Below are 24,265 nucleotides of genomic sequence, written 5' to 3' on the forward strand. Positions count from 1 at the left end.
GCGATTGGATAGACTCGCAGGCGTGGCAGCGATCGACAGGGACATACTTCGGCTGGCGCTGCCGGCTCTCGGCGCGCTCATCGCCGAACCGATCTTCCTGCTCACCGACACGGCCATGGTCGGCCACCTCGGCGCCGATGCCCTCGGGTCGCTCGCGATCGCCTCGACGATCCTCCAGACCGTGCTCGGACTGATGATCTTCCTCGCCTATGCGACGACTCCGCGGGTCGCCAAGCGGATGGGCGCCGGCGACACCCGCGGTGCCGTCGGCGCCGGCTTCGACGGCATCTGGCTCGCCCTCGTCACCTCGGTGCTCCTCCTCGTCGCCGGACTGCCGCTGCTGTCGACCGCGATCGCCGCGTTCGGACCGGGAGCCGCGGTCGCGGCCGGAGCGCAGACGTATCTGGCGATCTCGTGGTGGGGGCTGCCGTTCATGCTCGTCGTCATCGCCGCGACCGGGCTGCTGCGCGGACTCCAGGACACCCGCACCCCACTCGTCGTCGCCGCCGTCGGCTGCATTGCGAACATCGGCCTCAACGCCCTCTTCATCTACGGCCTCGGCCTCGGCGTCGCCGGCTCTGCGCTCGGCACCGTCGTCGCACAGGCGGGCATGTGCGCCGTCTACCTCCTCATCAGCCTGCGCGCGGCCCGCCGCTTCCACGCGAGCTTCCGCCCCCACTGGGCAGGCGTCCTCTCCTCGGCGAAGACCTCCGGCTGGCTGCTCGTGCGCAACGCGAGCCTGCGCGCCTCCCTCATCGTCCTCGTCGTCCTCGCCACCGCGGCCGGTACGACGGAGCTCGCGGCGATCCAGGTCGCCCAGAGCCTCTTCTTCGCCCTCGCGCTCGCCCTCGACTCCCTCGCGATCGCCGGGCAGGCCCTCATCGGCCTCCAACTCGGAGCGCGGAACGTCGACGCCGTCGCCGCGATCAACCGCCGCCTCATCCTCTGGGGCATCGTCTTCGGGATCATCGTCGGGCTCGTCCTCTTCGCCGGCTCCGGCCTCATCCCGCGCGTCTTCTCCTCCGACCCCGCCGTCATCGCGACGCTGACCGGGCTCCTGCCGATCCTCGCCCTCGGCATGCCGATCGCCGGGTACGTCTTCGTCCTCGACGGGGTCCTCATGGGCGCCGAGGACGCCCGCTACCTCGCCCTGGCCCAGCTCCTCGCCGTCATCGGCTACGCCCTCCTCCTCATCCCCGTCACCGCGCTGTGGCCCGGTGCGCTGGGACTGTGGGCGACCTTCTGCCTCGGCTTCATCGGCCTGCGCGCACTCACCCTGGGCTGGCGCGTGCGCAACCACACCTGGATCCGCACCGCGGTAGAGAAGGGACTGACATGAGCGAGCACGATCTGGCCACCCGCATCCGGCCCCTGCCGGCCGACACCCCCGACGAGGTGTTCGTCCCCTTCGTCGACCTCGCCTTCAACTGGTCGATGGACAAGCCGACGATTCCCCGCGCCGACCTCGTCGACCGGCCCGATGCGCGGGCGTACTTCGCGGACTGGGGGCGCCGAGGCGACCTCGCCGTGGCCTGCTACGACGAAGCCGGGGAGGAGATCGTCGGCCTCGCGTGGCTGCGCTATGCCGACCCCGCCGCGATCACCGGCGACGAGGAGGAACCCGCTGACGCGACGTTCATCGCCGGGCTCGAACCGCACTCCACCGTCATCGCCTCGACCGTCGTCGACGAGGAGTCCGCTGACGGGGAGATCGTCGCCGAGGTGGTCGAGGACGAATCCGGGGAGGCTGACTTCGTCGCCGAGGCCGGTGACGAGGCGCCCGCCCCCTTCGCCGGCTACGGGTGGGTCTCCGCCGACATCCCGGAGCTCGCGATCGCCGTGCTCCCCGCCTACCAGGGGCAGGGGATCGGCGGGGCCCTCCTCGACGTCCTCCTCACGCTCGCCCGGCTCTCCGGGGTCCGCGCGGTCAGCCTCGCCGTCGAGGACGGCAACGGGGCCGCCCACCTCTACCGCGGCCGCGGATTCGAACCCGTCGGCCGCAGCGGCGACTCAGACCTGCTCGTGCGGCAGCTGGGGTAGCGGCAGCGGGGGCAGCGCGGTCTCGGTCAGCCAGGGACGGACCACCTCGGCGATGTCACGACCGGAGGTGCGCGAGACGCTGTCGATGAAGTCCCGCGTCGTGACGTTGCCGTGCCGGTGCCGCGTCGTCCATTCGCGCACGCACGCGAAGAACACGTCGTCGCCGAGGGTCAGCCGCAGGGCGTGGAGGGTGAGCGCCCCGCGCTTGTAGACGCGATCGTCGAACATGTCGGGGCCGCCGGGATCGGCGAGGACGATGTCCTGCGGGGAAGCGCTGAGCGCCCGATGCCACGTCCGGGCCCACTCGTCGGCGCTCATCAGCCCCGTCTCCTCCGACCACAGCCACTCGGCGTAGCACGCGAAGCCCTCGTTGAGCCAGATGTCGGACCAGCTGCCGGGGGTGAGCGAATTGCCGAACCACTGGTGGGCCATCTCGTGGGCGACGAGCCGTTCGGCCTCCCATTCGGGGCCGAGGTGATTGGGCCCGAGCACGGACAGCGGCTGCGACTCGAGCGGGATCTCGAGCTCCTCGTTCGTCACGACGACGTCGTAGCGGTCGAACGGGTAGGGCCCGAAGCGATCGACGAAGAGGGTCATCATCGCGTGCTGGACGGGCAGGCGCGCGACGGCGGTGTGCCAGGCCTCACCGGCGAAGACCGTCAGCGGAACGGGACTCGGGGCGACCCCTGGCGGGGCGGGCAGCTCGGCGCTGCGGTACCGGCCGATCTGCACGGTCGCCAGGTAGGTCGCCAGCGGCGTCGTCGACTGGAACGTCCACGCCGTGCGCCCGGCCTTGCGGACCTTCTCGACGAGGTCGCCGTTGGACACGACGGTGTACTCGGACTCCGTGAGCACCCTGATCCGGAACTTCGCCTTGTTCGAGGGATGGTCGTTGCAGGGGAACCACGTCGAGGCGCCGACGGGCTGACCGGCGACGAGGACGCCGTCCTCGAGCTCCTCCCAGCCGATGTCGCCCCACGTGCCGATCGCCGGCTGCGGGTTGCCCTCGTAGGCGATGTCGATGCGCACCGGCTGGTTCTTCCCCAGCGCCTCGGTGCTCAGCCGCAGCTTCTTCCCGCGCAGCGAGTAGCGGACCTTGCGGCCGTTGACGCTCGCCTTCGTCACACGCATCCCCGTGAGGTCGAGGACGATCGTCGACGTCTCCGTGAGCACCCGGCCGGTCAGCCGCGCCTTCCCGGCCAGCCGGTTGGGCCCGATCCGGTAGTCGAGGTCGATGTCGTAGTGGTCGATGAGCAGATCCGCACTGCCGACGCCCGGCGTATAGGGATCAAGCATCGACGGGGTGCTCGACCGGGGCGCGCTCAGGGAGTTCAGGTGCATCCACCCAGGGTATGACAGGATTGCCGCTGAAGTACGCATGGGGCGGCACGAACTCGCCGCGCATGACGAGCGAGGTCGCCCCCACCGTCGCGTTCTCCCCGAGGGTCGCCGCGGGCAGGATGACGCTGTTGGGTCCGAGCGTCGCCCCGGCCTCGAGGGTGACCTCGTCGAGGCTCATCACCCGGTCGTGGAAGAGGTGGGTCTGGACGACGCAGCCGCGGTTGACCGTCGAATTGTCGTCGAGGCGCACGAGGTCGGCCTCGGGCAGCCAGTAGGACTCGCACCACACGCCGTGCCCGATCCACGCCCCCATCGCGCGCAGGTACCACACGATCGCCGGGGTGCCCACGGCGTTGCGGGTGAACCAGGGGGCGGCGACGAGTTCGACGAAGCAGTCGGCGACCTCTCCGCGCCAGATGAACGACGACCACAGCGGGTGGTCCCCGGGGCTGATGCGGCCGACGAAGACCCATTTCGCGATGACCGCCAGGCCCGCGGCGACGGCGCCGGCGACCATCATGACGACCCCGGACGTGAGCAGGGCGAGCCCGACGGAGGCGAGGAAGCCGCCGGCCGGGGAGGCCGGTCCGCCGGGGACGCCGAGGAGGGCGATGATCGTGAGGATGACCGCGGCGACGAGCGCGCCGCCGACCATCACCGAGGTGATCCGCAGCGTCTCGAAGATGCCGCGGGCGATCTTCACGCCGAGCTTCGGGGCGTAGGTGAGCGACTCGTCGGCGTCGACGGCGGCCCGGCGCAGCTGCACCGGGGGAGACCCGAGCCACGAGGAGCCCTTCTTCGCCTTCGCCGGGGCCGCCGAGAGCACGGCGACGAGCGCATTCTTCGGCACCCGCCTGCCCGGTGAGGCGATGCCCGAGTTGCCGAGGAACGCCCGCTTGCCGACCTTCGCCCGGCCCGCGCGCATCCACCCGTGGCCGAGTTCGTAGCTCGCGACCATCGTGTCATCGGCGAGGAACGCGCCGGCGGCGATCGTCGTCATCTTCGGAACGAAGACGACGGTGGAGATCTCCGTGCCGGGACCGACCTTGGCCCCGAGCGCCCGCAGCCACCACGGGGTGAGCATCGAGGCGTAGAGGGGGAAGAGGAGATCGCGGGCGAGGTCGAGGAGCCGCTCGGTCGCCCACACCCGGTAGCCGCGGGCCGACCGGACGGGGAACTCGCCCTCCTCCATGCCGATGGCGAGCACGCGCACGGAGATGAGGATGAACAGGGCGGTGCAGACGAACCACACGCACGCCAGCAGCGGTGACCACGCGAGGACGAGCCACGGGTTCTCGACGACGGCGATCCCGGAGACGGCGACCATGAGAAGGAGCCCGGGCACCGCGGCGAGGTAGGGCAGGGCGGCGTTGAACTGGGAGCCGGCGGCGTAGAAGAGGAACGGCAGGCGACGGCGCTGCGGCGGGGCAGGCCACGTCTTCTTCGCCTTGCCGATGCGCACGGCCGGGGAGCCCGAGTAGATCTGGTTGCGGCGCACCTTGCCCGTCACCGCGGACCCAGCCTCGACGAGCGCCCCGGCGCCGATCTGCGTGCCGGGCATGAGCGTCGACCGAGCACCGACAGTTGCATTCTCCCCGACGACGATCGTGCCGATGCGCAGGAGGTCACCGTCGACCCACCAGCCCTTGAGGTCGACCTCGGGTTCGATCGCCGCACCCCCTTCGAGGGTGAGGAACCCGGTGACCGGCGGGGCGGAGTGGAGGTCGGCGTCGGGTCCGATGCGGTTGCCGAGCAGCTTCGCATACCACCCCACCCAGGGGGCGCTGGCGACGGAGACGGCCGCGGCGAGGTCGGCGATGTGCTCGGCGAGCCACAGCCGCTTGTGCACCCAGCCCGACCGCGGATAGACGCCCGGTTTCAGCCCGGCGAGGAGCAGCCTGGCGGCACCGGCGGAGATGAGCATCCGCCCCCACGCGGTGACGAAGACGAGGAAGAGCGTGATGACGACCGGCCACGGCGTCAGCGGCACGTCGGCCCCGAGGAGGTTCGCGAGGTTGGCGAGGACCATGGCGATGACGACCCACCGCACCCCGCCGAGGATGTGGACGGGGATCGCGAGCAGCGTCTGGAATGCCTGCATGCCCTTCGACGTCCGCCCGATCTCCCGGATCGGTCCGGGGGCGGCGGCCCCGTCATCGCCGAGGCAGAGGGTGGCCAGCGCACCGAAGCGCGGGTGGGCGTAGATGTCGCCGACGGTGACGCTCGGGTGCTGGCCGCGCAGCCGGGAGACGAGCTGGGCGGCGGCGAGGCTGCCGCCGCCGACGGTGAAGAAGTCCGTGTCCGCACCCGGGCGGGACCCGAGGACCGCCGTCCACTGGTCGGCGATCCATTCGGTGGCGGGGTCGAACACCTCGGTGCTGTCCGCGGTCTCCGCTTCCCCGCCCATCGGCCACGGCAGGGCGGCGCGGTCGACCTTGCCCGAGGTCTTCGTCGGCAGCTCGTCGATGAGGGCGAGGCAGGGGACGAGAGCGGCCGGCAGTTCGACGCGCAGAGCCTCCTCCCATGCCGGGATCCGATCCTGCGCGTCGGGGGCGGCGCTCGCGAGGTAGCCGACGAGGATGTCCGTGCCGGCCGGGGTCGTCTTCACCGCGGCCGCCGCGCCCTCGACGCCGGCCAGCGCCTGGAGGGCGGCGTCGATCTCACCGAGTTCGATGCGGCGACCGCCGAGTTTGATCTGCTCGTCGGCGCGGCCGACGAAGATGAGGCCGGCGGGATCGTTGACGACGAGGTCGCCGGACCGGTAGGCCCGCTCCCAGCCGAGGCTCGGCATGGGCGCGTACTTCTCCGCGTCCTTGGCCGGATCGAGGTAGCGGGCCAGGCCGACGCCGCCGATGATGAGCTCGCCGGTCTCACCCTCGGCCACGGGGGTGCCGGCGGCGTCGACGACGGCGAGCGACCAGCCGTCGAGCGGCAGGCCGATGCGGATCGGCTCGGTCCCGTCGAGGAGGGCGGCGCAGGCGACGACGGTCGCCTCGGTGGGGCCGTACGTGTTCCACACCTCGCGGCCCTCGTCGCTGAGGCGGCGGGCGAGTTCGGGGGGACAGGCCTCGCCGCCGAAGATGAGGAGGCGCACGGCGTCGAGGCTTTCGGCCGGCCACAGGGCGGCCAAGGTGGGCACCGTCGAGACGACGGTGATGCCGCGCGAGGACAGCCACGGCCCGAGGTCCATGCCGGACTTGACGAGCGCGCGCGGGGCGGGGACGAGGCAGGCGCCGTGCCGCCACGCCAGCCACATCTCCTCACAGCTGGCATCGAAGGCGACGGAGAGGCCGGCGAGCACGCGGTCGCCGGGACCGAGCGGCTCCTCGGTGAGGAAGAGGGCCGCCTCGGCGTCGACGAACGCGGCAGCCGAGCGGTGGGAGACGGCCACGCCCTTCGGGGTGCCTGTCGACCCGGAGGTGAAGATCACCCAGCAGTCGTCGTCGGGGGTCGGCCCGCGCATCTCGGAGCGCTCGAGCGGCCCCCGCGCGGTGCGGGCCTCGATCGCCCGGCCCTCGGTGATCACTCCGGTCACGGCCGCCTCGGCGAACACGGTGCGGGCCCGCTCATCGGGATCGTCGACGTCGACGGGGACGTAGGCGGCACCGAGCATCATCGTCGCGAGGATCGCGACGTAGAGATCGACGGAGCCCGACGGCACGCGCACCCCGACCTTGTCACCGGGACCGATGCCCGCCTCGGCGAGGCTGAGGGCGAGGTCGCGAATGTCGGTGATGAGCTCGGAGTAGCTGAGCACGGTCCTGCCGTCGTCGATCGCGGGCTGGTCGCCGTGGGCGCCCGCGGTCTCCAGGAGCACATCGATGAGGGTGCGATCCTCGCGGGGGCGGGGCTGGGCAGGGAATTGCGCGGCGTGTTCTGTCACAGTACTTCCGGATCGAGCTGCCAGGTCGACGCCGTGAGCGCCGACTGAGTATTCGCTGATGATCTTAGCCGGAGAAGGTGTCGGGCACGTGAACGCCGGTATGACGTGGCACACGGTGACGTGATAGATGTGAAGGATCACGGGGATCGGTCGGCCGGTCCCGCTGCGACACCCATCCACGATGCTGAGGAGAGCGCCCATGGTCACGGTTTTCACGAACGCGAAGGTCTTCGACGGCACCCGGTTCGTCCCCGGACGGCGCGATGTCGTCGTCGACGGCGATCGGATCACCGCGATCACCGAGGAGGGGCAGGGGTCCCACAACGCCGGCGACGAGTTCGTCGACGCCACCGACCGCACGCTCGTGCCCGGCATCATCGACTGCCACGTCCATCTCATGAGCGCGGGCGCGGCGAATGTCTCGGCATTCCACGACCCGTTCTCCCTCCAGTTCTACAACTCCGTGCGGCACATGGCCGACACGCTCGCCGGCGGGGTGACGACGGTCCGCGACGCCGGGGGCACCGACCTCGGGACGAAGACGGCCGTCGAGACCGGGGTCGTGCCCGGGCCGCGGCTGACGATCGCGGTCAACATCATGTCCCAGACCGGCGGGCACGGGGACAACCACCTCGTCTCCGGCGCCGAGTCCCCGTTCCTCGCCGCCCACCCCGGTCGCCCCTCGGGCGTCGCCGACGGTGTCGAGGGGGTGCAGAGGAAGGCTCGTGAGCTGCTCCGGGCCGGGGCCGACCACATCAAGATCTGCTCGACCGGCGGGGTCCTCTCCCCGCGGGACGATCCGCGCCACTCCCAGTTCTCCGACGCTGAGATCGCGATGATCGTCGCCGAGGCGGCCGCCCAGGGAGCGCACGTCATGTCCCATGCGCAGGGCGCACCGGGCATCAAGGCCGCGGTGCGCGCCGGTGTCCGCTCGATCGAGCACGGCATCTACCTCGACGACGAGGCGATCGACCTCATGCTCGAGCACGGCACGTTCCTCGTCCCCACCCTGCAGGCGCCGCGGGCCGTCATCAAGGCCGCCGAGGCGGGGGCGAACATGCCGCAGTCGGTCATCGACAAGGCGAAGACCGTCATCGACGCCCACCACGATTCGATCGTGCGCGCCCACGAGGCGGGGGTGCGGATCGCGATGGGCACCGACGCCGGAGTCGGCCCGCACGGGGAGAACCTCGAGGAGATCAGCCTGCTCGCCGGGGCCGGGCTCTCCGGGGCCGAGGCGCTCGCCGCCGGCACCTCGGTGGCCGCCGACCTCCTCGGCCACGAGGACCGCGGGCGCATCGCTCCCGACCTCCTCGCCGACCTCGTCCTCATCGACGGGGACCTCAGCACCGACGACGTCCGCGGCATCGAGGACCGGGTCAGCCAGGTGTGGCTCGGCGGCGTGCGCGTGTGAGCGGGTGCGGCTGAGATTCCTCGTCTCGCCGCATCCCAGGTTAGGGCGGACTAACCTGGGATGCCGTAGACTCGAAGGGTGAGCACGAAGAGCACCCGGAACGGTGAGGCGCAGCGCCGATGAACCCCCTCGACTGGTCGTTCCCCGTCGCCGTCACGTGGCTCATCCTCTTCGGCATCATCCTCGCGCGCGCCGGGGGCACCTACCTGCTCGGGCGTCTCGCCCGCAACGGCATCCGCCGCATTGACCGCGTCGACCGGCTCATGTCGGGACGCAAGTACCGCAAGGCGGAGGCGATGATCAACCGCTACGGCTCTCCCGTCATCGCGCTGAGCTTCCTCACGGTCGGGCTCCAGACGGTCCTCAACCTCGCTGCGGGCACCTCGGGGATGAGCGCGCGCCGATACATTCCGGCGCTCATCATCGGCGGCTCGGCGTGGGCGCTCGTCTACTCGACCGTCGGCTTCCTCGGCTTCCAGGCGCTGGCGAAGGCCTACGCGCTCGCCCCCGGCCTGACGGTCGGACTCGTCGCGTGCTTCGCGCTCGCGGTCGCCGGTCTCATCATCGGCCTCAAGCGCAAGGACGACCCTGCTCAGATGGACTATGCCAGCGACCCTGACGCGGCCGACTCCGGTGATGCCGCGGACGCCGACGGTGCCGACGCCGACACTGGTGACGTCGGCGATGCTGATGCCGGTGCCGCCGGCGCCGGTGACGTCGGCGACTTCAGTGACTCCGGCAGCTCCGGTGAGGCGCGCGCCGGGCAGGCACGGTCGTCCCGCGCCTCCGACGACAACGCCTGACCGCCTCGGTGCAGGTGACGCTCCGACCGCCTCGGCGCGGGTGACCACCGACCGCCTACGGCGAGAGGTGAGAGCGGTCGGGTCAGGGCTTGTGGGTGGGGGAGACGTCCTCGCTCATGTCCTCGAGTTCGATGCCCTTCGTCTCCGGAACCTTCCACCACACGAAGAAGAAGGAGAGGACGGCGAAGAACGCGTAGAAGCCGTACGCGAAGGTGAGGCTGATGTCGGCGAAGATCGGGAACGTCGTCGAGATCGCGAAGTTCGCGACCCACTGCGCTGCCGCGGCGACGGCGAGGGCGGCGGCGCGGATCCGGTTGGGGAACATCTCGCCGAGGAGGACCCAGGTCAGCGGACCCCACGTCGCACCGAAGCCGACGACGAAGACGTTCGCGGAGATGAGGGCGATGACCGACCAGGGGGCACCGAGCTCGGCGCTCGTCGTGCCGTCGGCGGCGGTGACGAGTTCGGCGAAGGAGAACGCGATCGCCATCATCGCCAGTGAGACGCCCATGAGCAGGGAGCCGGCGAGGAGCATCTTGCGGCGCCCGACCCTGTCGACGAGGAGGATCGCGACGATCGTCACGACGATGTTCGTCACCGAGGTGATGACGGAGGTGAGCAGGGCGCTCGACTCGTCGAAGCCGACGGACCTCCACAGGGTCGTCGAGTAGTAGAAGATGACGTTGATGCCGACGAACTGCTGGAAGACCGACAGCAGGATGCCGATCCACACGATCGGCTTGAGGCCGAACCGCTTGCCGATGAGGTCGCGGAACGACTCGCGCTCCTCGCGCTTGAGCGATTGGCGGATGCGGTCGATGAGGGCGTCGGTGTCGACGACGCCGGTGAAGTCGCGGAGCACCTTCGCCGCCTCCTCCTCGCGGCCACGGGCGACGAGGAAGCGCGGGGACTCCGGCAGTCCGAGGGCGGAGAGACCGTAGATGAGGGCCGGGATCGCCTCGACCATGAACATCCACCGCCACGTGTCGATGCCGAACCAGAACGGGGCCGAGGCGCCACCGGAGACCGTGGCGAGCAGCGCATTGGACAGCAGTGCGGCGAAGATGCCGGAGACGATCGCGAGCTGCTGGAGGGATCCGAGGCGTCCGCGCACACGGGCGGGGGAGACCTCGGCGATGTAGGCGGGAGCGATGACGGAGGCCGCGCCGACGCCGAGGCCGCCGACCATGCGCCAGATGATGAGGTCGGTGACGCCGAAGGCGAGTCCCGAGCCGATCGCGGAGATGAAGAAGAGGATCGCGGCGACGACCATGACGGGAAGGCGACCGAAGCGGTTGGCGAGCGATCCCGCAAACCATGCACCGACGGCGCAGGCGATGAGCGCCGAGGAGACGGCGAAGCCCTTGAGGAACGCGTCGAGACCGAAGTCGGTGGCCAGGGCGTCGACGGCGCCGTTGATGACCGCCGTGTCGAAACCGAAGAGGAACCCGCCGAGGGCGGCGGCGATCGAGATGCCGATGATGCGGGAGGACACCCGCTCCATTCCGTGCAGCCGGTTGTCGGCTGGGTTCTGAGACGTGGACACGGGAGGTCTCCTTGGGTGATTCGGTCGCCCGGAACCGATCATCCCGGGTGCTGTGCGTCACCCAGGGTACGCCAGGTCGGCGGGCACGGGCGACTGCCGCGCTGCCGTGTCCGCCGACCTGGCCGCACGCGTGGCTCGCGATCGCGGGCGGACAGGATCGATAGGGTGGGGACCATTGTGCCGGCCGGTGACGGACCGCAGCGACTCGCCCGGCACCGCCGAGGTCCCGGAGGACAGCGTGCCGAGGCACAGCAGGCCGAGGCGCAGCAGTCCGGAGAGCACGGGAGGGAGAGACGATGGGACAGCGGAGCACGCCGGGATTCGCGGGCGTTGCGGGAGCGGGAATCTACTTCTCGTCCAACGGCGCCGCGTTCGCCGCCCTCCTGCCGTGGTACCCGCTCCTCATCACCCGGCTGGGTCTGAGCGCGTGGGAGTTCGGGCTCGTCGTCGCCTCCTTCGCCGTCGGGGCCATCGCCTCCTCCATCCTGCCGGCCCGGCTCATCGGCCGCTTCGGCGCGAACGCGGTCGTCGTCGGCGGCACCGTCCTCCTCGTCGCGTTCGTCGCGCTCACCGGATGGTCGACGAGCGGCTGGATGATGGCCGGCTGCCTCTTCCTCGTCGGAGTCTGCGACGCCATCGTCGATGTCGCACAGAACGTCGTCGGTATCGGCGTCCAGGAGAACCGGTCGCGGATCATCCTCTCCTCGATGCATGCGCTGTGGAGCCTCGGCGGTCTGCTCAGCGGTGCCCTGGCCACAGCGGCCGCGGCGGCGGGCATGGACATCCGGCTGCATCTCCTCCTCGTCGCGGTCGGCTGCCTCGTCCTCGTCATCGTCGGGCGGTGGCTCATCGGGGGAGAGGGCCGGCAGTGGGGCAGGCACATCATCGACGACGCCGAGGCGGCCCGTGCACCGGCCCCGGGACCCGGGCGCAAGCGCCGGATCCTCATCGCCGCGCTGCCGCTGGCGATCGTCGCGGTCTGCGGGACCGCGGTCGAGGACATCGCGAACAACTGGGCGGCGCTCGCCGCCGTCGACATCGCGGGTCTGCCGGTGACGATGGCCGGGATCGGATTCAGCATCGTCATCGGCAGCCAGTGCGTCGGCCGCTTCACCGGCGATGTCCTCGTCGGCCGGTTCGGGGCGGGACGGATCGCCCGCCTCGGCGGCGTCCTCATCGCTCTCGGAGGTCTCGGGGCGGCGACCGCGGTCGAGCCGGTGCAGCTGCTGGTCTCGCTCGCCGCGCTCGGATACGGCTCGGCGACGCTCGTGCCCGGGGCGCTCAGTGCCGCCTCGCGCCTTCCCGGTGCCGGGCGGGCGGCCGGAGTGACGCTCGTCAACTGGATCATGCGCATCGGGTTCATGGCGACGAGTCCGCTCGTCGGGGTCATCGCCACCGCGACCAACCTGCGCTGGGGCCTCGGGCTGCTCGTGGTCATCGGGGCGGCGACCGTCGTCTTCGCCGGCCGCTTCGACGGTGAGCGGCAGCGGGAGGACTGACCGCGCAGGAGAGCTCGTTCGCGGTTCCGGCGACGCCGAGAACGGACCCGGCATCGCTGCGCACACGGCGCCGAGGGGGCACCGGGCGGCGCACCGAGGGCGCACCAGGCGGCGAGGGTGCTGCGGGAATCGAAAGGAAATGAAAAATGTGCCGCGACATCAGTCGCGACACATTCGATCGGTCGGGCTAGCGGGATTTGAACCCACGACCTCTTCACCCCCAGTGAAGCGCGCTACCAAGCTGCGCCATAGCCCGTTGCTCAGCACCCGTGCCGGGGCAACGTGGTCAAGCCTATAACGATCGCTCCCGAACTTCCAAAATTGCGGTTCGTGACCTTCGACAAACTAGTATCATCCCAGGTAGTCACCTGAGAGACAGGGGTCTGCTGACTTGTCGTCAGAGGGTCAGTAACATTTCTGTTTCGTGATTGTTATGTAAGCACTCCAGGCGGCTATGCTTGGAACACCGACAAGCTGGAGGAGTCGACATGGCGGAACTGGATTTTCCAGTCTCTTACCTATACTCACGGGACCACGAGTGGGTCCACACCACGGAGAACAACGTCGTCTACCGTGTGGGTATCACCGATTTCGCCCAGTCCCAGCTGGGCGACGTCGTCTATGTCGACCTGCCCGCAGTCGGAGATTCGATCACCCAGGGCGACTCCTGCGGAGAGGTGGAGAGCACGAAGAGCGTCTCCGATCTCATCGCGCCTCTGTCCGGCACCGTCACCGAGATCAACGAGGCGCTCTCCGACAAACCTGAGACCGTCAACTCCTCTCCCTATGAGGACGGCTGGATGTACCTCGTCGAGGCGAGCGATCCCGAACAGGTGATGGGCCTGTTGGACGAGGAGCAGTACCATAAGCTCGTGCAGAGCGAGGAGGCATAATGTCGCAGAACAATGACCAAGGGCGCCGGAATCCCTCGCAGCCGTGGTACGACAACGGAGAAGTTCCGCAGTCGAAGAAGTTCCCCTTCGGCACCGGAAACGATGGCGCCGACCAGGATCAGGGCCGTGACGGTCGTGGCAACACGCCTGCCTACGGGCAGCCGCCGGTTGAGGATGCGCCTGCCGCGCCGAACTTCGGACAGAACCAGCCGCAGCAGAACCAGGGCGACGGCGGACACGGCCGGCACGCCGATCACCCCACAGGTGAGCAGCCTCCCGGCCGATACGGCCAGCAGGACGACTACACCCAGCAGGGTCAGTATCAGCCGCAGGGCTATGACCAGCAGGGTCAGTACGCTCAGCAGGGTTACGACCAGCAGGGCTATGACCAGCAGAACCAGGGCGGCCAGCAGGGTTCGTACGATCAGCAGGGCTACAGCCAGCAGTCCGGCGGCCAGCAGGGCTATGACCAGCAGAACCAGGGTGGTCAGCAGTACCAGGGCGGCCAGCAGTATCCGGGCGCGCAGAATGCCGGCGACTCGGGTCAGCAGCCGTTCCAGGGAATCCTCGACCCGCACACCGGTGAGATCCACCCCGTGCCGGACCTCGACGGACTCCAGGACACCGACGCCCTCCTCGTCGTTGTGTCGGGACCGGACTCCGGTTCGCAGATCCTCCTCGACACGGATGTCGTCACGGTGGGCCGCAGCCCGAACGCCGACATCTTCCTCGACGACGTCACCGTGTCGCGCAAGCACGCTGAGTTCATTCGCACCCCGAGCGGATTCACCCTGCGCGACACCGGGTCGCTCAACGGCACTTATGTCGGTCGTCAGCTCATCGACTCCATCGAACTGCAGAACGGCGCGGACGTGCAGATCGGGAAGTTCAGAATGATCTTCCAGCAGCGCCCGCGCTCCTGACCGGGGGATAATGTCAAACGTCGAAGTTGAGGTTGTCGGTGTGCGCATCGAAATGCCCGCCAACCAACCGATCCTTTTGCTCAAGGCCAATGAGCCCGCCTACTACCTGCCGATCTGGGTGGGTGCGATCGAAGCGAATGCGCTCTCGATCGCGCAGCGGGGCCTGACCCCGCCGCGGCCGATGGCCCATGCTCTGCTCCTCGACGTGCTCGCCGCCCATGACGACGAACTCGCCGATGTGACCATCACCGGTCGCGACGGACAGATCTTCCTCGCCGAACTCCACACCGAGGACGGCAAGACGATCTCCGCGCGCCCCTCGGACGCCGTGACCCTGGCCCTGACGGCAGAGTGCCCGGTCTACGTCGACTCCGATCTCCTCAAAGACGCCGGCATCGAAGCTCCCGAAGCAGACGAAGAGGAAGTCGCCCAGTTCCGCGACTTCCTCGACAACGTCTCCGCGGAGGACTTCGAGACCGGTGAAGAAACGTAACGAAAGAACTGCAGTGAGCCTTCATATCGATCCGGTCTTCGCCCACACCGACATCGCCGCAGCCGGCACCGACGACCTCAGCGGTCTCGACGACTGGCGGACGATGGATGCGAAGCAGCAGCCGACGTATCTCGATGCCGAAGCGCTCGAAGACTCCCTTGAGAAGCTGCGCAGCTACCCGCCGCTCATCTTCGCCGGAGAAGCCGACGTGCTCAAGCAGCGGATCGCCGCGGCCTCCCGTGGTGAGGCGTTCGTCCTCGCCGGCGGCGACTGCGCCGAATCCTTCGCCGGTGCCCAGGCCGACAAGATCCGTGCCCGCGTCCAGACCGTGCTTCAGATGGCGGCCGTGCTCACGTACGGCGGCTCGATGCCAGTCGTCAAGATCGGCCGCATGGCCGGACAGTTCGCCAAGCCGCGGTCCGCGGACATGGAGACCCGCGACGGCGTCACGCTGCCGTCGTTCCGCGGCGACATCGTCAACGGCTACGAGTTCACCGAGGAGTCGCGCCGGCACGACCCGAACCGCCTGCTCCAGGGCTACCACGTCTCCTCCTCGACGCTCAATCTCATCCGCGCCTTCACGCAGGGCGGCTTCGCCGATCTGCGGCTCGTCCACGAATGGAATCGCGGCTTCCTCACGTCGAACCCCGGCTACCAGCGCTACGAGCAGACCGCGCGGGAGATCGATCGGGCGATCCGGTTCATGGACGCCTGCGGCGCCGACTTCGATGCGCTGCGCACCACGGAGTTCTACTCCGCCCACGAGGCGCTCCTGCTCGAGTACGAACGGGCACTGACCCGCATCGACTCGCGCACCGGACTGCCCTACGACGTCTCCGGCCACTTCCTGTGGATCGGGGAGCGGACCCGGGAGATCGACGGCGCCCACGTCGACTTCCTCTCGAAGGTGCAGAACCCGATCGGCGTCAAGCTCGGCCCGACGGCGACCGCCGCCGACGCCATGGCGCTGGCCGAGAAGCTCGACCCCGACGCAGAGCCCGGACGCCTCACCTTCGTCACCCGCATGGGCGCCGGCAAGATCAACGACGTCCTCCCCGAGCTCCTCGCCGGCATCGGCGACCAGCTGCCGCACGTCACCTGGGTCAGCGACCCGATGCACGGGAACACGATCACCTCGAGCACGGGATACAAGACCCGGCGCTTCGAAGACGTCATGGCCGAGGTCGAGGGCTTCTTCGCCGCTCACCAGGAAGCCGGCACGGTCCCCGGCGGTCTCCACATCGAACTCACCGGTGACGACGTCACCGAGATCATGGGCGGGGCGACGGAGATCGACGACGAAGGCCTGCGCCGCCGCTACGAGACGCTCGTCGACCCGCGCCTCAACCACGACCAGTCGCTCGAGATGGCGTTCCAGGTCGCGGAGTACCTCACGCGCCGGGGCTGAGTCCGCGCGGTCTCGACCGCGGGGCCCAGCCGACGCGGGCCCGTCCCAACCTCAGGTTGCGGGACACAAGGGCGCCCCTCGCAATCACCATCTGCGAGGGGCGCCCTTGTTGTGTCGCCGCCGGATCAGCCCGTGAGCTGTGCCAGGGCTTCGGTCACTTGCCGTCCTTGTCGGCTTCGTCCTGCGGCTTCTCGTCCTTGTTCTCGTCGGCGGGCTTCTCCTCCTTGCCCTTCGAGACGCGGACGATGACGAGGGAGTTGTACGGTTTCGCCTCGGTGCTCTTGGGCCACTGGAAGACGACGTCGCCCTTGGGGACGGTGTCGGAGAAGACCTCTTCCTTGCCGACGCGGAATCCGCGCTTCGTCAGCGTGGCGAAGGCCGCATCGTAAGACAGGCCCTCGACGTTGGGCACGGCGATCGGTTCGGGGCCCTTCGAGACGACGAGGTCGACGGCCGTGTCGTGCGTGAGCTCCTTGCCCTGGTCCTCCGAGGCGCTGATGACGCGCCCCTTGTCGACCGAGTCGCTGTACTCCTCGCTGACGTCGCCGACGGCGAGGCCGGTGTCCTCGAGCGCCGACTTCGCCTCATCGCCGGTCTGGCCGACGAGTTCGGGGACCGCGAACATCTCCACGCCTTTCGAGACGACGAGCGTCACCGTCGATTCGGGGGAGAGCTCCGTGCCTCCGACCGGTTCGGACCCGACGACGGTGCCGGCCGGGACCTGGTCGTCGAAGACCTCCTGCCGCTCCGTCGTCAGCCCGCTGTCCTCGACGGCTGCGGTCGCCTCGGCGACGGGTTTGCCGGCTAGCTGACCGGGAACGATCGACGTCGGGGTCGGCAGGTTGGCGATGACGAGCCAGGCCACGAGGACGATGACCGCTGCGACGGCGACGAGGGTCGTGGCCAGGCGACGGCGCCTGCGGCGCTTCGGATCCGTCGAGGCGGCCGCCGCCGTGACGGGGGCACCCGCCTCGTCCGCGTCGCCCCCGGACGGATCGGCCTGCGCAGACGCGGTGCCGGTGCCGGACCCGGATCCGGCCACAGCGGCGACCGCAGTTCTCGCGCCGGTCTTCGACTTCTTCGTCTTCGACGTGCGGACAGGAGCCGCCGTCGACTCAGCGTCGCGGTCAGGGGTGTCGGCGTCGGAAGTCTCGTGGTCGGGCGTATCGGAGGAGTCCCCAGCGGACGACTCCCCGGAGGCCTCGTCGCCACCGGTCGGCGATTCATCGCGCAGTGCGGTGGCGGTACCGCCGGCACCGGCCGATCCTGCGCTGCCGGATGCGGCGACGGCACCGGCTGCGACTCCGGCACCGACGGCAGTGCGTCGGTTCGCGGTCTCGTCGAATCCGGCCCTCGCCTCGTCGGGTGTCTCCTCTTCGGCGGCCTCGTCGGCTTCGTCGTCTTCGAGGTAGGGGATCTCGTCGGTGCGGGACTTCTTCTCCTTCGGCACATCCGAGCCGAGGTCGATGCTCGCGGTCAGGGCGGGGGAGTGCTCCCCGGCGACCGCCTCGGGGTCACCGAAATCGAGCTCGGCATCGCTCATGTGGGCTCGTGCCTCGGCGAGGGCGCTGCGGAACTCAGCGGCATCCGCGGGCCGGTCGTCGGGGTCCTTCGACGTCGCCCAGAGGACGAGGGCGTCGAGGCGGGGGCTCAGCCCCGGCACCCGTTCCGACGGCGGCGGCACCGTGTCGTGGACGTGCCGGTAGGCGACCTGGATGGGCACGTCGTCGGTGTAGGGCTGCGTCCCGGTGAGCATCTCGTAGAACATGATGCCGACGGTGTAGAGGTCGGTGCGGGCGTCGGCACCGGCGCGGGTGACGAGCTCGGGGGCGACGTAGCCGACGGTGCCGATGAGGGTCTTCGTCGTCGTCGCCGAGGTGACGGCGCGGGCGAGCCCGAAATCGGCGAGCTTGACCTGGCCGTCGGTGCCGAGCAGGACGTTGTCGGGTTTGAGGTCGCGGTGGATGATGCCCGTGGAGTGGACCGCCTCGAGGGCGGCGAGGATCGCGTCGAGGACGACGATCGCCTGCCGCGGGGTGAACGATCCGCGGTGCTTGAGCTCCCGGCGCAGCGTCACCGAGGGCAGGTGCTCCATGACGAGGTAGACGATGTCGCCGTCGCGTGACTGATCGTGGATGGCCACGAGGTTGGGGTGGGTGAGGCGACCGGCGTTGATCGCCTCCCGGCGGAACCGCTCGACGAACGTCTCATCGGAGATGAGGTGCTCGTGCATGACCTTGATCGCGATCTCGCGGTCGAGGCGCAGGTCGGTTCCGCGGTAGACCATCGCCATGCCGCCGCGGGCGATCTTCGCGTCGATCCGGTAGCGGTCGTTGAGGACCACGCCGATGAGCGGATCGGGCAGCGCGTTCATCGTGCCTCCTCCCAGCGGCCCCGCTGCATCTGCACGGCGCGGACGAAGGCCTTCGTCTCCGGCAGCAGTCCGTCCTCGCGCACCGTCCGCAGGTCCTGGTAGTAGCCGGCGAGTGCTTCGGTCTCGGATTCGGCGGTCTCGACGAGCCAGCCGAGGATGACGGTTCCCGCGACGATGTTGTCGGCGATGTCGAGCAGGTCGAGGCTGCGTCCGACGATGTCGCTGGCCCACCGGCCGGAGCGGGGCGTGACCTGCATGATCCCGATCGCGTTCCCGGCCGAGACCGTGGCGTGCTGGAAACCGGACTCCTGGGCGGCGACGGACTGCATGAGGGCCGGGTCGGCGCCGAGCTCCTCGGCGATCTGCGCGACGAGGAACCGCGCCTGCTCCGGGGTCGGATGGGTGCGGGCGAGCAGAGTGGCCTTGTTGAGGCGGGCGGCATGGACGACGCTCGGGCGGATGCCCTCGGCACCGGCGACCTGCGGCAGCGCCTTGGGGACGTCCGGTGCGTGGCGGCGCGGACGCGCTGCGCCGTCGCGCAGGAGGAGCAGTTCGCCGACGCGGATGAGCGAGTCATCGCTCATCGCGTTCGCGCGGCGCAGCGTGCCCGGGGAGATCCCGTGGGTCGCGGCGATCCCGGCAAGCGTCTCGCCCGGGGTGACGACGTGGGACGGGTCGGTGTCGGGCAGTTCGTTCTTCTCCGGCAGGGAGAGGACCTGCCCTTGGCTGAGATTCTGCCGCGGCGAGATCCGGTTGAGGTCGGCCAGGGCGGGCACGGAGACGCCGTGACGGCTCGCGACCGCGTAGAGCGTGTCGCCCTGCTTGACCTTGTAGGTGCGACCGCCGTGGGTGACGGGCACGGTCTCGCTCTGCGTGCCCGCGGTCCACTGCGGTCCCGAAGTCGGCGCTGTCGAAGCCTGTGCTGCGGTGCCCGTCTGGGACGCACCCCGCTGGGACGGCGCTTCCGGGGCAGGCGTCGGGGCCGCCTCGGCGGTGTCGGCATCCGCTCCCGCAGGGCGGGGGATCGGGCCGGTCGAACTCACGCGTGAGGCAGCACGGATGTCAGGGGCGGCGGTGATGGGAATCTGCGATTTCCGTCGCGTGCTAGTCATCTGTCACCTGTTCGGCTTCATTTCTCTGGGGAAGTTTCAACCACCAGCGTATCGAGTACCCCGCTCCGGACCCGGGATTGCCGCCCGCATGGCGGCGTGTTTCTTCCCGATTTTGCTAGGCTTGAGGGGTGAATACGGAAGAACTCGTCCAGGACTGGGAAACCCTGCCGGACATCGCGGAATCAACCGGTCTCGGCATCTCCCAGGTGCGCAGACTCCTCGAAGACGGCGCGATCTGCGGGTACAAGCACGGCGACCCCAAGGTGCTGCGGGTGCCGTCCGCGTTCTTCGTCGACGGCGCGGTGCTCACCCCGCTCAAGGGCACGCTGAGCACTCTCAAGGACGCCGGTTTCGACGCCGAGGAGTCGATCAAATGGCTCTTCACCCCCGACGACTCCCTGCCGGGACGCCCGATCGACCTGCTCCGCGCCGGCAACCGCAAGGAAGTCCGCCGCCGCGCCCAGGCGCTCGCGTTCTGACTGCCTCAGCGCTGCCGATAGCTCAGCTTCGTCGCGAAGTCCTCGAGCCGTTCGACGGCACCCTCGCCGAGGCGGAACGCCGTCCCGGCACCGGTTGACCCTGCGGCGTCGAGCGCCTGCCCATCGTCGGACCACCGGCGCAGCTCGCTCAGCGCCTCCCCGTGCTTGATCGCGATGAGCTCCTCGACGGCGGCGAGTCCGCCCGCCTCGGCGAGCATCGTCACGGTCTCGGCCACCTCGGCGTCGCTGAGGTCGCCGACCCCGAGGCGCGCGGCGAGGATCTCCCGCCGTTCGGCGGGCATCCTGCGCAGGCTCTCGGCGATGAGCACGGTGCGCTTGCCCTCACGGATGTCGTCGCCGGCGGGCTTGCCGGTCGCTGCCGGGTCGCCGAAGATGCCGAGGACGTCGTCGCGCAGCTGGAACGCCTGTCCCAGCGGCAGGCCGAAGCGGGAGAGCGCGGCGAGCTGCTCGTCGCTCGCCCCGCCGAGAGCCGCGCCGAGGAGGAGCGGCTGTTCGACGGAGTACTTCGCCGACTTGAAGCTCAGCACCTCCCACGCCCGTTCGCTGATGCGGTCATCGTCGAGGGGGATCACCTCGGCGCGGACGTCGAGGAACTGTCCGACCATGACGTCCCGGCGCATCTGCGCGCGCAGAGCCTGCGCCGTGACCGACCCGGAGAGGGCGTCGCACGCGGTCTCGTAGATCTCCTCGCTCAGGGCCAGGCAGATGTCGCCGATGACGATCGCCGCGGCGACCCCGAACGGCTCCGCCTCGCCCTGATAGCCCAGCGCCGCGTGGAGGGACTCGAAGCGGCGGTGGAGGGCCGGCTCGCCGCGCCGGGTGTCCGAGTGGTCGATGACATCGTCGTGGATGAGGGCCGCGGCGTGGAGGAGCTCGAGGGAGGCGGCCGCCTCGGCGAGTGCCGAACGCGTGGTGTCCGTCCCGTCACCGAGACGGCGCCCGCCTCCGGTGGCGAGCTGATAGCCCCACCACAGGAGGACCGGGCGGATCCGCTTGCCGCCCCGGGTGAAGTCTATGAGCGCGGTGCCGATCTCCGCCGTATCGGGCGAGATCGCCTCGAACTCAGCCGCCTTCGCGGTGAGGAAGGAGGAGATGCCGGCCGCCACCTCGGCGGCGATGTCCGCGGGAGCGTCGAGGGACTCGACGCGGTCGGGCGAGGTCACGGAGCGATGGTCCCGCCGAGCGACACGATCGAGGCCTTCGGGTCGGCGGGGTCGTCGCTGACGGTGAGGACGAGCATGCCGTCGTTGTCCTTGTGACGGAAGTTCACGACCTGGGCTGCCTTCGTCAGCGACCCGTCGCCGAACGTCTCGAACCCGGCCTGCTCCAGCTTCTCGGTGTAGGACTTGACGATGTCGTCGGGTTCGGCCTCCGCCCGCATGACGATGCTCACCTGGTCGAGCGTGCCGGACTCCGCCTGCGCGCGCGAACTCGAGATCACCTCGGCGCCCTCATAGGGGGCCATGAAGTCGGGGAGCTCGGCCTGCGTGGGGGCCGCCTCGGTGGGGGTCGGGCTCTCGGTTCCCGCATCGCTGGGAGCGGCAGTGGCGTCGGTCTGCGTCGCGGACTCCGATGGGGTCGACGTCGACTGGGACGTCGGGTCGCTGGGTCCCGAACATCCGGCGAGGACAAGGCCGAGGGCAAGCGTCATCGTCGTGACAGTGCTGCGCGATACCATGGTCACAGATTACCCGCAGACCGTGCGGGAGCCGAAAAGTTCGATCCGTGGGTGGGACATGAGCCGCAAGCAGCTGGCCCGTTCCGGCGGTGACCTCGAGCACCTGGGAACGGATGACACGGGAGCGACGATGCTCCATCTCGACATGGATTCGTTCTTCGTCTCCGTCGAGCTGCTCTCGCGTCCCGAACTCGTCGGCAGGCCCGTCATCGTCGGCGGCAGGGCCGGTCGCGGCGTCGTCGTCTCCGCCAGCTACGAGGCCCGTGAGTTCGGGGTCCACGCCGCGATGCCGATGTCCCGGGCCATCGGTCTGTGTCCGATCGCCGAGGTGATCCCCTCCTCCCATGGCCTGTACTCCGCGTATTCTAAGCAGGTCTTCGACCTCGTCGCCGAGGTCACCCCCGATGTCCTCCAGGTCAGCGTCGACGAGGCGTACATCGACGTCTCCGGGGCGGTGCGCAGGCTCGGGTCCCCGGTCCACATCACGACACAGCTGCGCGCGGAGATCGAGGAGCGCACGGGACTGAGCGCATCCGTCGGGATCGCCGGGTCGCGGGTCGTCGCCAAGCTCGCCTCGGCGCGGGCGAAACCGCACGGCCAGCTGCTCGTTCCGCTCGCCGCGACCCGGGACTTCCTCGACCCGATGCCGATCGAGGCGCTGCCCGGCGTGGGGGAGAAGACGCAGGCGGGGTTCGCGAAGTACGGCATCCGCCTCATCGGCGATCTCGCGGCGATGGACGAAGCATGGGTCGGGCGCGTGTTCGGGGCGCATGGGCACCACCTGTGGCGCAGCGCGCACGGACTCGACTCCCACGGCATGGATCGGCAGGTCAAGGACCGGTCGATCAGCGCCGAGCACACGTTCGGCGCTGACGTCTGGGACCTCTCGGAGCTCGAGCATGAGCTGCTGCGGCTCTGCGACAAGGTCGCGCACCGGGTGCGGGCCGAGGGGAAGGTCGCGACGACGCTCGGGCTCAAGTACCGACTCGACGACTTCACGACGCTGTCCCGGTCGATCACCCTCGAAGCTCCCACCGATCTGGCCCGGGAGATGTACGAGGCGCTCGGCCCGGCGCTGCGCGGACTGCGGGCGCAGCGGACCAAGGGCGTCCGGCTGCTCGGAGTCCGCGCTGCCGGGCTCATGGACTTCGCCGTCAGCGGCCGGCAAGCCCGGTTGGACGAACCCGAGCACGCCGGACGCGAAGCAGAGGTGGCCCTCGATGATGTGCGGCGCCGGTTCGGCACCGAGGCGATCTCACAGGCCTCCCTCCTGCGCCGGCACCCCAAGCGCTGACGTTCACGGGAGCCCGGGACGGGGGCGCCGAGGCGCGACCAGCGGGTTTCGGACATGGCGTGAGAGGGAGGTCATCGCCCCTCGCGGGGGCTCTGGCCAGGGCCGTTGTTCGCCCGGAGGGACGGGAGTCGGAGGCTGCGTCACGGACTGCGCACAGGGCGCGCGTTCAGCCGCGCTCAGTGAGTCTGAGGACGGGGTGGGAATACCCCCGCCTGCCCCGTTCCGAAGATGTTTTTTCAGTGTTCAGAGACTATGATTGGGGCAATAGGCCAGAGTAAGGAAACGGGGGTTCGACATGCCACTCTCCGATCACGAACAGCAGCTTCTCGATCAGCTGGAGAAGCAGCTGCGCAGCGAAGACCCCCGATTCGCACGCAACATCTCGGAATCCCAGGCGGCCGTGAGCGGTCCGGGCTTCTCGGCGAAGCGCTTCGTCGTCGGCATCCTCGTCGCCCTCGCCGGCCTCGCCGCGACGATCTTCGCGATCTCGATGGTCAATCAGGCGGTCGCGTGGATCGCCCTCGGCGTCGTCGGTTTCGGCCTCATGGTCGCGGGAATGTACTGGGCGTTCAGCCGTCCCGGACGCGTCGGCGATGGCGCGAAGAGCTCCTCGGGATCGGGGGCGGCGCCGAAGTCGAACGGCAAGAGCTCCGGTGGCTTCATGAGTCGCATGGAGGACCGCTGGGAGAAGCGCCAGCGCGGGGAATGAGCGTCCGGCACCAGTGAGTGTCGTGAGCCTCTGAGTTTCGAAGGGCACTGCGGATGAGCAATCATCCCGGTGCCCTTTCGCATGCCCCCACTCGCCGTCGCCTGCCCTCTCGCATGCAGTTTGACGTGTCGCCGCCCGTGGGCAGATGGACCTACCCGACCCGCCCGCGGTGGAACGCACCGCCGCCAGCGCACAGTGCGTTCCGTCGCCCGGCGCGCACGAATACTCACCGCCCTCATGCAGGTCCCGGCGGACTCGGGCTCTGTCCGGGCCGGAGGGCTCAGGTAAAGAACTGAGCTCTCGAAACGCAGGTGAGCCCAAACGGTGGCGGGAAGCCGGACGGGTCAGGCCGAAC

19 protein-coding genes and 1 tRNA gene are annotated in these 24,265 nt (G+C 69.7%); 12 read left to right on the forward strand and 8 right to left on the reverse strand.

What is annotated here, in order from left to right:
• Positions 1-22: 22 nt before the first annotated feature.
• Together J9315_RS07070 and J9315_RS07075 are read left to right on the forward strand one after the other, a co-directional pair.
• On the forward strand, positions 23-1,339 hold the full coding sequence (locus J9315_RS07070; RefSeq protein WP_198499024.1) for an MATE family efflux transporter: 1,317 nt from the start codon (positions 23-25) through the stop codon (positions 1,337-1,339).
• A complete protein-coding gene (locus tag J9315_RS07075) occupies positions 1,336-2,040 on the forward strand; it encodes a GNAT family N-acetyltransferase (RefSeq protein WP_198499023.1) in 705 nt (234 codons plus the stop codon). The genes J9315_RS07070 and J9315_RS07075 overlap by 4 nt, the downstream gene beginning before the upstream one ends.
• Here J9315_RS07075 and J9315_RS07080 read toward each other — a convergent pair.
• Positions 2,011-3,381 (reverse strand): M1 family metallopeptidase, encoded by a 1,371-nt coding sequence (locus J9315_RS07080; RefSeq protein ID WP_232623624.1) that lies wholly within the window; start codon positions 3,379-3,381, stop codon positions 2,011-2,013. The two genes, J9315_RS07075 and J9315_RS07080, sit on opposite strands and share 30 nt — an antisense overlap.
• Complete coding sequence (locus J9315_RS07085) at positions 3,329-7,264, reverse strand: Pls/PosA family non-ribosomal peptide synthetase (RefSeq protein WP_211979136.1); 3,936 nt, start codon at positions 7,262-7,264, stop codon at positions 3,329-3,331. Before J9315_RS07085 ends, J9315_RS07080 begins: the two co-directional genes overlap by 53 nt.
• Positions 7,265-7,463: 199 nt before the next feature.
• Here J9315_RS07085 and J9315_RS07090 point away from each other — a divergent pair, with 199 nt between their 5' ends.
• Both J9315_RS07090 and J9315_RS07095 read left to right on the forward strand, forming a co-directional pair.
• A complete protein-coding gene (locus J9315_RS07090; RefSeq protein ID WP_198499021.1) occupies positions 7,464-8,678 on the forward strand; it encodes an amidohydrolase family protein in 1,215 nt (404 codons plus the stop codon).
• Between the two features lie 119 nt (positions 8,679-8,797).
• Positions 8,798-9,481, forward strand: a complete 684-nt coding sequence (locus J9315_RS07095; RefSeq protein ID WP_198499020.1) for a VTT domain-containing protein — start codon at positions 8,798-8,800, stop codon at positions 9,479-9,481.
• Positions 9,482-9,563: 82 nt separating this feature from the next.
• Here the strand turns inward: J9315_RS07095 and J9315_RS07100 are convergent, their stop codons facing one another.
• Entirely contained in the window at positions 9,564-10,985 is a 1,422-nt protein-coding gene (locus J9315_RS07100; RefSeq protein ID WP_198500992.1) for a sugar porter family MFS transporter, read from the reverse strand.
• Positions 10,986-11,323: 338 nt separating this feature from the next.
• On the opposite strand from J9315_RS07100, the gene J9315_RS07105 reads away from it, so the two are divergent.
• Positions 11,324-12,526 (forward strand): MFS transporter, encoded by a 1,203-nt coding sequence (locus tag J9315_RS07105; RefSeq protein ID WP_198499019.1) that lies wholly within the window; start codon positions 11,324-11,326, stop codon positions 12,524-12,526.
• Between the two features lie 182 nt (positions 12,527-12,708).
• On the opposite strand, the gene J9315_RS07110 is transcribed toward J9315_RS07105, so the two are convergent.
• A tRNA-Pro gene (locus J9315_RS07110) sits at positions 12,709-12,782 on the reverse strand.
• A 232-nt stretch (positions 12,783-13,014) separates the two neighbouring features.
• On the opposite strand from J9315_RS07110, the gene gcvH reads away from it, so the two are divergent.
• Genes gcvH through J9315_RS07130 form a run of 4 tightly spaced genes read left to right on the forward strand, consistent with a single transcriptional unit; the run spans position 13,015 to position 16,243 of the window.
• Entirely contained in the window at positions 13,015-13,419 is a 405-nt protein-coding gene (gcvH, locus tag J9315_RS07115; RefSeq protein WP_198499018.1) for a glycine cleavage system protein GcvH, read from the forward strand.
• Positions 13,419-14,342 carry an FHA domain-containing protein gene (locus tag J9315_RS17610; RefSeq protein WP_344258049.1) on the forward strand — a complete coding sequence of 308 codons (924 nt, stop codon included), beginning with the start codon at positions 13,419-13,421 and terminating at the stop codon, positions 14,340-14,342. The genes gcvH and J9315_RS17610 overlap by 1 nt, the downstream gene beginning before the upstream one ends.
• Before the next feature lie 40 nt (positions 14,343-14,382).
• Positions 14,383-14,835 (forward strand): bifunctional nuclease family protein, encoded by a 453-nt coding sequence (locus tag J9315_RS07125; protein ID WP_232623623.1) that lies wholly within the window; start codon positions 14,383-14,385, stop codon positions 14,833-14,835.
• A 13-nt stretch (positions 14,836-14,848) separates the two neighbouring features.
• Positions 14,849-16,243, forward strand: a complete 1,395-nt coding sequence (locus tag J9315_RS07130) for a 3-deoxy-7-phosphoheptulonate synthase class II (protein ID WP_198499016.1) — start codon at positions 14,849-14,851, stop codon at positions 16,241-16,243.
• 154 nt (positions 16,244-16,397) lie between these two features.
• On the opposite strand, the gene J9315_RS07135 is transcribed toward J9315_RS07130, so the two are convergent.
• Positions 16,398-18,617 carry a PASTA domain-containing protein gene (locus tag J9315_RS07135; protein ID WP_198499015.1) on the reverse strand — a complete coding sequence of 740 codons (2,220 nt, stop codon included), beginning with the start codon at positions 18,615-18,617 and terminating at the stop codon, positions 16,398-16,400.
• Entirely contained in the window at positions 18,614-19,729 is a 1,116-nt protein-coding gene (locus tag J9315_RS07140; protein WP_232623622.1) for a LysM peptidoglycan-binding domain-containing protein, read from the reverse strand. The genes J9315_RS07135 and J9315_RS07140 overlap by 4 nt, the downstream gene beginning before the upstream one ends.
• Positions 19,730-19,857: 128 nt before the next feature.
• On the opposite strand from J9315_RS07140, the gene J9315_RS07145 reads away from it, so the two are divergent.
• Positions 19,858-20,208: an Rv2175c family DNA-binding protein gene (locus tag J9315_RS07145; protein WP_137826473.1), complete on the forward strand. Its 351-nt coding sequence runs from the start codon at positions 19,858-19,860 to the stop codon at positions 20,206-20,208.
• A gap of 5 nt (positions 20,209-20,213) precedes the next feature.
• Here J9315_RS07145 and J9315_RS07150 read toward each other — a convergent pair whose 3' ends face one another.
• Together J9315_RS07150 and J9315_RS07155 are read right to left on the reverse strand one after the other, a co-directional pair.
• The gene (locus tag J9315_RS07150) at positions 20,214-21,392 is read right to left on the reverse strand and encodes a polyprenyl synthetase family protein (protein WP_198499014.1); all 1,179 of its coding nucleotides are present in this window, start codon (positions 21,390-21,392) and stop codon (positions 20,214-20,216) included.
• Positions 21,389-21,907 (reverse strand): hypothetical protein, encoded by a 519-nt coding sequence (locus tag J9315_RS07155; protein ID WP_232623621.1) that lies wholly within the window; start codon positions 21,905-21,907, stop codon positions 21,389-21,391. The genes J9315_RS07150 and J9315_RS07155 overlap by 4 nt, the downstream gene beginning before the upstream one ends.
• A 58-nt stretch (positions 21,908-21,965) precedes the next feature.
• Here J9315_RS07155 and dinB point away from each other — a divergent pair, with 58 nt between their 5' ends.
• Together dinB and J9315_RS07165 are read left to right on the forward strand one after the other, a co-directional pair.
• The gene (dinB, locus tag J9315_RS07160) at positions 21,966-23,201 is read left to right on the forward strand and encodes a DNA polymerase IV (RefSeq protein ID WP_198499013.1); all 1,236 of its coding nucleotides are present in this window, start codon (positions 21,966-21,968) and stop codon (positions 23,199-23,201) included.
• Positions 23,202-23,496: 295 nt separating this feature from the next.
• Complete coding sequence (locus J9315_RS07165) at positions 23,497-23,910, forward strand: DUF3040 domain-containing protein (protein WP_198499012.1); 414 nt, start codon at positions 23,497-23,499, stop codon at positions 23,908-23,910.
• The last annotated feature ends 355 nt before the right edge of the window (positions 23,911-24,265 follow it).

The organism is Brevibacterium sp. W7.2 (assembly GCF_018137945.1).
GTDB lineage: Bacteria > Actinomycetota > Actinomycetes > Actinomycetales > Brevibacteriaceae > Brevibacterium > Brevibacterium sanguinis.

What these genes read in the sequence shown, in the direction of transcription:
- J9315_RS07165 (WP_198499012.1), top strand. Translation starts at nt 23,497, where the DNA reads ATGCCACTCTCCGATCACGAACAGCAGCTTCTCGATCAGCTGGAGAAG.
- J9315_RS07080 (WP_232623624.1), bottom strand. Translation starts at nt 3,381, where the DNA reads ATGCACCTGAACTCCCTGAGCGCGCCCCGGTCGAGCACCCCGTCGATG.
- J9315_RS07090 (WP_198499021.1), top strand. Translation starts at nt 7,464, where the DNA reads ATGGTCACGGTTTTCACGAACGCGAAGGTCTTCGACGGCACCCGGTTC.
- J9315_RS07095 (WP_198499020.1), top strand. Translation starts at nt 8,798, where the DNA reads ATGAACCCCCTCGACTGGTCGTTCCCCGTCGCCGTCACGTGGCTCATC.
- J9315_RS07100 (WP_198500992.1), bottom strand. Translation starts at nt 10,985, where the DNA reads ATGGAGCGGGTGTCCTCCCGCATCATCGGCATCTCGATCGCCGCCGCC.
- gcvH (WP_198499018.1), top strand. Translation starts at nt 13,015, where the DNA reads ATGGCGGAACTGGATTTTCCAGTCTCTTACCTATACTCACGGGACCAC.
- J9315_RS07075 (WP_198499023.1), top strand. Translation starts at nt 1,336, where the DNA reads ATGAGCGAGCACGATCTGGCCACCCGCATCCGGCCCCTGCCGGCCGAC.
- J9315_RS07155 (WP_232623621.1), bottom strand. Translation starts at nt 21,907, where the DNA reads ATGGTATCGCGCAGCACTGTCACGACGATGACGCTTGCCCTCGGCCTT.
- J9315_RS07140 (WP_232623622.1), bottom strand. Translation starts at nt 19,729, where the DNA reads ATGACTAGCACGCGACGGAAATCGCAGATTCCCATCACCGCCGCCCCT.
- J9315_RS17610 (WP_344258049.1), top strand. Translation starts at nt 13,419, where the DNA reads ATGTCGCAGAACAATGACCAAGGGCGCCGGAATCCCTCGCAGCCGTGG.
- J9315_RS07135 (WP_198499015.1), bottom strand. Translation starts at nt 18,617, where the DNA reads ATGAACGCGCTGCCCGATCCGCTCATCGGCGTGGTCCTCAACGACCGC.
- J9315_RS07105 (WP_198499019.1), top strand. Translation starts at nt 11,324, where the DNA reads ATGGGACAGCGGAGCACGCCGGGATTCGCGGGCGTTGCGGGAGCGGGA.
- dinB (WP_198499013.1), top strand. Translation starts at nt 21,966, where the DNA reads ATGAGCCGCAAGCAGCTGGCCCGTTCCGGCGGTGACCTCGAGCACCTG.